The sequence below is a fragment of the Methylobacterium sp. J-077 genome (assembly GCF_022829365.1).
GTDB lineage: Bacteria > Pseudomonadota > Alphaproteobacteria > Rhizobiales > Beijerinckiaceae > Methylobacterium.
On record NZ_JAKSYJ010000114.1, the window covers coordinates 267,608 to 274,710 of the forward strand.

At 71.6% G+C, this 7,103-nt stretch carries 7 protein-coding genes; 6 read left to right on the forward strand and 1 reads right to left on the reverse strand.

The genetic code is table 11. From position 1 onward, the window contains the following. From MKL11_RS12620 to MKL11_RS12640, 5 genes are all read left to right on the forward strand, one after another. On the forward strand, positions 1 to 1,026 hold the full coding sequence (locus tag MKL11_RS12620) for a cyclase family protein (protein WP_243943850.1): 1,026 nt from the start codon (positions 1 to 3) through the stop codon (positions 1,024 to 1,026). Between the two features lie 10 nt (positions 1,027 to 1,036). Then, a complete protein-coding gene (locus MKL11_RS12625; protein ID WP_243943852.1) occupies positions 1,037 to 1,987 on the forward strand; it encodes a 3-hydroxyacyl-CoA dehydrogenase family protein in 951 nt (316 codons plus the stop codon). Beyond that, positions 1,984 to 2,742, forward strand: a complete 759-nt coding sequence (locus MKL11_RS12630; RefSeq protein ID WP_243943854.1) for an SDR family NAD(P)-dependent oxidoreductase — start codon at positions 1,984 to 1,986, stop codon at positions 2,740 to 2,742. The genes MKL11_RS12625 and MKL11_RS12630 overlap by 4 nt, the downstream gene beginning before the upstream one ends. A gap of 56 nt (positions 2,743 to 2,798) precedes the next feature. Continuing rightward, complete coding sequence (locus MKL11_RS12635) at positions 2,799 to 3,683, forward strand: 3-keto-5-aminohexanoate cleavage protein (protein WP_243943857.1); 885 nt, start codon at positions 2,799 to 2,801, stop codon at positions 3,681 to 3,683. 134 nt (positions 3,684 to 3,817) lie between these two features. Then, entirely contained in the window at positions 3,818 to 5,047 is a 1,230-nt protein-coding gene (locus MKL11_RS12640) for an ABC transporter substrate-binding protein (protein WP_243943859.1), read from the forward strand. Between the two features lie 15 nt (positions 5,048 to 5,062). Here MKL11_RS12640 and MKL11_RS12645 read toward each other — a convergent pair whose 3' ends face one another. Then, on the reverse strand, positions 5,063 to 5,932 hold the full coding sequence (locus tag MKL11_RS12645; protein ID WP_243943861.1) for an aldo/keto reductase family oxidoreductase: 870 nt from the start codon (positions 5,930 to 5,932) through the stop codon (positions 5,063 to 5,065). 92 nt (positions 5,933 to 6,024) lie between these two features. On the opposite strand from MKL11_RS12645, the gene MKL11_RS12650 reads away from it, so the two are divergent. Beyond that, positions 6,025 to 6,927, forward strand: a complete 903-nt coding sequence (locus tag MKL11_RS12650) for a LysR family transcriptional regulator (protein ID WP_243943864.1) — start codon at positions 6,025 to 6,027, stop codon at positions 6,925 to 6,927. Positions 6,928 to 7,103: the final 176 nt, after the last annotated feature.

Genomic DNA, 7,103 nt, shown 5'->3' on the forward strand with positions numbered 1-7,103 from the left:
ATGAGCCTGCGCTGGACCCGGCGGCCCGAGGGCTCGACCTGGGGGGATTTCGGCCCCGACGACGAGCGCGGGCGGCTGAACCTCCTGACTCCCGAGAAGGTCCGCCAGGGCGTCGCCGAGGTGCGCGAGGGCCTGACCTTCTGCCTCAGCCTGCCCTTGGACCTGCCCGGCGGCAACGTCCTCAACCCACGCCGCCACCCGCCGCAGATCACCCCGACCCGGCGGGCCAACGGCCGGCCGAACATGAACTTCCCGGTCTGCGAGGAGGTCGACGGCGCCACCGACGTGATCTGCGACGACCGCGCGCTGATCCACCTGCAATACTCGACGCAGTGGGATTCGCTCGCCCATGTCGGCTCGTTGTTCGATGCGGACGGCGGGGGCGCGGCGCCGACCTTCTACAACGGTTTTCGCGGCGGCCGGGACATCGTCGGGCCGAGCACGCCCGAGGCGGCCGACCAGCCGTCCCGGGCGAAAAAGCTCGGGATCGAGCGGCTCGCCGAGGTGGGCATGCAGGGCCGCGCCGTGATGATCGACCTGCGCGCCCATCTCGGCGACGCCAAGGCCAAGGTCGGCTACGCCCAGCTCGCCCGGATCCTCGAGGCCGACAGCGTCGTGATCGAGCCCGGGGACATGGTCTGCCTGCATACGGGCTTCGCCGAGCGGCTGATCGCCATGGGCGGGGAGCCCGATCCGAAGCAGGTCCACAACCTCTGCGCCGGCCTCGACGGCCGGGACCCGCGGCTCCTCGACTGGATCACGCGCTCGGGCCTGTGCGCGCTGATCGCCGACAATTACGCCGTCGAAGCCTACCCGGCCGGGGCGGGGCCGGCCTGCTGCGCGACCCTGCCGCTCCACGAGCACTGCCTGTTCAAGCTCGGGGTCAATCTCGGCGAGCTGTGGCACCTGACGCCGCTGGCCAATTGGCTGCGCGCGCACGGCCGCAACCGGTTCCTGCTCACCGCGCCGCCGCTGCGCCTGCCCGGCGCGGTCGGCTCGCCGACGACGCCGATCGCGACGGTCTGAGGGAGACACCATGGCGGAAATCGCGATCGTCGGCGGCGGCCTGATGGGGCACGGCATCGCCCTGGTGCTGGCGCTGCACGGGCATGCCGTGCGGATCACCGACACGGATGCGCAGACCCGCGCCCGCGTGCCGACGCTCATGGCCTCGGCGCTGGCGACCCTGCAGGAGGCCGGCGCCGCCCCGGAGGGGTGGGACTCCGCCCGGCTCGCCCAGGCCGTCCGCGTCGAGGCCGAACTGGAGCCCGCGGTGACCGGCACCGGCCTGGTCATCGAGGCGATCACCGAGAATCCGGAGGCCAAGCGGGGGCTGTTCGCCGAACTGGACCGGCTCTGCACCGCCGATACGATCCTGGCCAGCAACACCAGCTACCTCGACGTCTTTCCGCTGATCCCGGAAGCCCGGCAGGCGCGGGCGCTGGTGATGCACTGGTACACGCCGCCCTACATCGTCGACCTCGTCGACGTGGTCCCGGGCCCCGGCACCGATCCGGCCGTGGTCGCGGCGATGCGCGATCTGGTGCTCGGCCTCGGGCAGGTGCCGATCGTGCTCAAGCGCTTCGTCCCGGGCTATGTCGCCAACCGGATCCAGTCGGCGATCAGCGCCGTGGTGTACGAGCTTCTCGACGCCGGCATCGCGGCGCCCCGGGAGATCGACGACGCGATCATCCACGGCCTGTCCCTGCGCATCCCGATCCTCGGCCACCTCGCCAAGGCCGATTTCACCGGGCTGGATCTGGCGCAGCGCGCCCTAGCCAATGCTGGCCACACGCCGCAGGGCGCACCGATGCGCTCACAAACCCTGGACGCGCTCTGCGCCGCGGGCCGGACCGGGGTGATGGCGGGGCGCGGATATTTCGACTGGGGCGGGCGCGAACCCGAGGACCTGTTCCGCGAGCGCGACCGCAAGCTCCTGGCACTCAAACGCGCCATGGCCGGGATCGGCCGGATGGAGGGCACATGATCGGCGCGGACCTGTCCGGACGGCGCATCCTCGTCACCGGCGCTTCCTCGGGCATCGGGCTGGCGACGGTGACCCTGTTCGCCCGCAACGGCGCAAGCGTGGCCCTGAACCACCTGCCCGACGACCCCCGCGGCCCCGCGGAGGCCGAACGTCTCGCCGCCGAGGGCTTGGCCGTGATGGCGTTGCCCGGGGACGTGTCGCGGCCCGGAGAGGCGGAGGCGATGGTGACGGCCGGGATCGCGGCGCTGGGGGGCCTCGACGTGCTGGTCAACAATGCCGGGACCTCCGGCACCACGGCGCCGATCGCCTTCGAGGATCTCGACGCCATGACGGAGGATTTTTGGGCCACGATCCTGGCGACGAACCTCCTTGGCCCGTACCGGTGCGCCAGAGCCGCGGCGGCGAGTCTCAAAGAAAGCCGCGGGGCGATCGTCAGCACCGCCTCGGTGGCGGGACTCGGGCGGCGGGGCTCCTCGATCGCCTACTCGGCCAGCAAGGCCGGCCTGATCAACCTCACCCGCAGCCTCGCCCGGGCGCTGGCGCCGGACGTGCGCGTCAACGCCGTCGCCCCCGGCCTCGTCGCCACCCCGTGGACAGAGCCGTGGCCGGAGGCGCGCAAGGCCGCGACGGTGCAGCACACGATGCTGCGCCGCATGGCCCGGCCCGACGACATCGCCGAGACGATCTTCTTCCTGGCCGCGGGCGCCGCCTACATCACCGGCGAGACCATCACGGTCGATGGCGGGGCGATGTAGCAGGGCTCGTCCACACGCGGGAAGGCAACGTCAGGATCAGGGCCAGGGAGCAAAGAATGTCCCGGACGACCGTCATCACCTGCGCCCTCACGGGCTCGTTCGACACGCCCCGTAAAAACCCGGCGGTACCGGTGAGCCCCAGAGCCATCGCCCAGTCGGCCCTGGAGGCCGCCTCCGCCGGGGCAGCGGTGGTCCATATCCATGTCCGCGATCCCGAGACCGCCGCGCCCAGCATGGAGCTCGCCCATTACCGCGAGGTGGTCGAGCGGGTGCGCGACAAGAACGAGTCCGTGATCCTCAACCTCACCACCGGGGCCGGGGGCCGGTTCGTGCCCGGCGATCCCGACCCGTCGGTGGCCGGCCCCGGCACCATCTTCGTGTCGCCCGAGATCCGCACGCGGCACGTCGCGGCCCTGCGCCCCGAGATCTGCACCCTCGACATCGCCACGATGAATTTCGGCGAGCACCTGTTCCTCAACACACCCGCGCATCTGCGGGCCATGGCGGGCCAGATCCGCGCGACCGGGGTGAAGCCGGAGATCGAGGTGTTCGATCTCGGCCAGATCGAGCTGGCCCGGCACCTCATCACCGAGGGGCATCTGGCGCGGCCGCCGCTGTTCCAGATCTGCCTCGGCATCCCTTGGGGGGCACCCGCGACCCCGGAGGCGCTGGTGGCGATGCGGGCCCGGCTGCCGGAGGACGCGATCTGGTCGGCCTTCGGCATCGGCCGGGAGGAATTTTCGATCCTGGCCGTCGCCGCCGGGATGGGCGGGAACGTCCGGGTCGGGCTGGAGGACAACCTGTACCTGTCCCGGGGCGTGCTCGCCCCGAGCAACGCCGCCCTGGTGGAGAAGGCTGTGAGCCTGCTGGCCCATCTCGACCGCGAACCGGCCACCCCCGACGAGGCCCGCGCGATGTTCGGGCTGGCGCCACGCGGGTAAGCCGCGCCCCTGACGGATCGTCCGCATCCTCTCACCCGCCCGTATCGGCGCCAAGAGAGGCTGGATAAGCTGCATTCGGACAGGATCCGAGCGGCGAACAACGCCGCCACGTTCAAGAAAACAGGGAGAGAGACATGCCGGTCCGCCACCACATCGCGCGGCTGACGGGGATTCTGTGCGCGCTCGGGGCCGGGGCGGCCCTGGCGGCCGACCTCGTGCCGGTGAAGATCGGCGTGCTGAACGACCGCTCCGGCGTCTATTTCGACTCCGGCGGCGAGGGGTCGGTGGTGGCCGCCCGCATGGCCGTGGAGGATTTCAAGCCGGAGGCGCACGGGCTGAAGGTCGAGGTGATCGCCGCCGACCACCAGAACAAGCCCGATATCGGCGCCGCGATCACCCGGCAATGGTACGACCGTGACGGCGTCGACGCGGTGTTCGACGTGCCGACCTCGTCGGTGGCGCTCGCGGTGGCGCAGATCACCAAGGAGAAGAACAAGGTCTTCGTCAATTCCGGCGGCGGCACCGCGGACCTGACCGGCCCGGCCTGCACCCCCAACACCGTGCACTGGACCTACGACACCGCCGCCATGGCCAACGGCACCGGCAAGGCGATCCTCAAGCGCGGCGGCAAGACCTGGTACTTCATCACCGCCGACTACGCCTTCGGCCTCGCCCTGGAGCGCGACACCAAGGCCGTGGTGCAGAAGAACGGCGGCACGGTGCTGGGCGCCGTGCGGACGCCGTTCCCGAACCCGGACTTCTCGTCGTTCCTGCTTCAGGCGCAGGCCTCGGGCGCGCAGGTGATCGGCCTGGCCGATGCCGGCCTCGACGCCGTCAACGCGATCAAGCAGGCCCACGAATTCGGCATCCGCCAGGGCGGCCAGACCCTGGCCGGCCTGCTGATCGCCGAGACCGACATCCATGCGCTGGGCCTCGACGTGGCGCAGGGCCTCGTGTTCACCGCCTCGTTCTACTGGGACCTCAACGACGCCACCCGCGCCTTCGCGGCCCGCTACGAGAAGCAGATGCTCGGCAAGAAGCCGACCTCCTACCATGCCGGCGTCTATGCCGGCACGCTCCACTACCTGAAGGCCGTGGCGGCCCTGCACTCGGCCAAGGACGGCGCCGCCGTGGTCGCCAAGATGAAGGAGATGCCCACCGACGATCCCCTGTTCGGCAAGGGCACGATCCGGCCGGACGGGCGCAAGATCCACCCGATGTACCTGTTCGAGGCCAAGGCGCCCTCCGAGTCGAAGGGCGAATGGGACCTCTACAAGGTGCTGGAGACGATCCCCGCCGACCAGGCGTTTCGGCCGATGAGCGAGGGCGGCTGCCCGCTGGTGGCCGGCCTTTCGGCGAAGTAGGCTCCACGGAGCTGGTCAGGCCGCCTCGATCCCGTCGAGGGCGGCCAGGGCGTCGCCCGGCAGGACCAGCTCGGCCGCCGCGAGATTCTCGCGCAGGTGGCCGAGCGCGGCGGTGCCCGGGATCAGCAGGATGTTGGGCGCCCGGCGCAGCAGCCAGGCGAGCGCCACCTGCATGGGCGTCGCCCCGAGCCGGGCCGCGACCTCGGACAGGGCGCCGGATTGCAGCGGGCTGAAGCCGCCGAGGGGGAAGAACGGCACGTAGGCAGTGCCGGCGGCGGCCAGTTCGTCGATCAGGGCATCGTCGGCCCGGTGCGCAAGGTTGTACTGGTTCTGCACGCAGACGATCTCGGTGATGCGCCGGCCCTCGGCGACCTGCTGCCGGGTCGCGTTGCTCAGGCCGATCCGCCGGATCAGGCCCCGGCGCTGCAAGTCAGCCAGCACGGTGAGCGGCGCCTCGATCGCGCCCTCCGCGGGGCCGTGCGCGTCGAACATCAGGCGCAGGTTGACCACGTCGAGGGCGTCCACGCCGAGATTGCGCAGGTTGTCGTGGACCGCCTGGGTCAGCGCCTCGGCCGAGAAGGCCGGATTCCACGAGGCATCCGTGCCGCGCTTGGCGCCGACCTTGGTGACGATCGTGAGATCGTCCGGATAGGGGTGGAGCGCGTCCCGGATCAGCTGATTGGTGACGTGCGGCCCGTAGAAGTCGCTGGTGTCGATGTGGTCGACGCCCCGTGCCACCGCCTCGCGCAGGACGGCGACGGCCGCATCCCGGTCCTTCGGCGGCCCGAACACGCCGGGTCCTGCGAGCTGCATGGCGCCGTATCCGAGTCGCTTCACGGTGCGGTCGCCGAGCGAGAAGGTGCCGGCCTTGGCGATATCGGTCATGGTGCGTCTCCGTTGTCCGCCCCGGATGTAGACCCGCCCTACTGATCGGATAAGCAGGGATCATCGGCACGGGCTGTTCGGGATGGCGAACAATGGCGGCGGATCTCGCGGACCTGGCCGCCTTCGTGACCGTGGCGCGGGCCGGCGGTTTTCGCGAAGGCGCCCGCGGCAGCGGCGCCAGCGCGTCGAGCCTCAGCGAGGCGGTGCGCCGGCTGGAGACGCGCCTCGGCGTGCGCCTCCTGAACCGCACCACCCGCAGCGTCGCGCCGACCGAGGCCGGCGCGCGCCTGCTCGAACGGCTCGGGCCGGCGCTGGGCGAGGTCGAGGCCGCCCTCGACGTGGTGAACGGGTTTCGCGACCGGCCGGCCGGGCCGCTCCGGCTCAACGTGCCGCTGAGCGCGGCGCGCCTCGTCCTGCCGGCGATCGTACCGCCGTTCCTGGCGGCCTATCCCGAGATCCGACTCGAAATCGTGGTCGAGGACGGCTTCGTCGATGTCCTGGCGGCCGGCTGCGACGCCGGCATCCGCTACGACGAGCGGCTGGAGCAGGACATGATCGCGGTGCCGATCGGCCCACGGCGGCAGCGTTTCGCCACCGCGGCGGCTCCGTCCTATCTCGACCGGCGCGGCCGCCCGGAGCATCCGCGCGACCTCCTGGCCCATGCCTGCCTGCTGGGCCGGTTCCCGAGCGGCCGACTCACGGCGCCGTGGGAGTTCGAGCGCGACGGGGAGGTCGTCCGCGTGGATCCGTCCGGGCCGCTGATCGTGCGCGTCGGCGCCAGCGACCTCGCCGTGGAGGCGGCCGTCGCCGGCACCGGGATCATCCACCTGTTCGAGGATTGGCTGCGCCCGCACCTGGACAGCGGCGCCCTGGAGCCGGTGCTGGAACCCTGGTGGCAGGTCTTTTCCGGTCCGTTCCTCTACTTCCCCGGCCGCCGGCACCTCCCGGCGCCGCTGCGGGCCTTCGTCGCCTTCATCGCCGTGCGGACGCCGTGAGAAATCGGAGGGGCCGGCCCGGGAGGCCGGCCGCCGCCCCCGTTCAGAACCGGAGGGTGAGGTTGCCCTTGACGGCCTGGTCCTGCGCCCGGGCCCCGACCTGGCCGGTATAGGCCACGCCGAGCGTCGCGTTCGGCGCCACCCGCAGGTCGAGCCCCGCCTGCGCCACCAGCGCG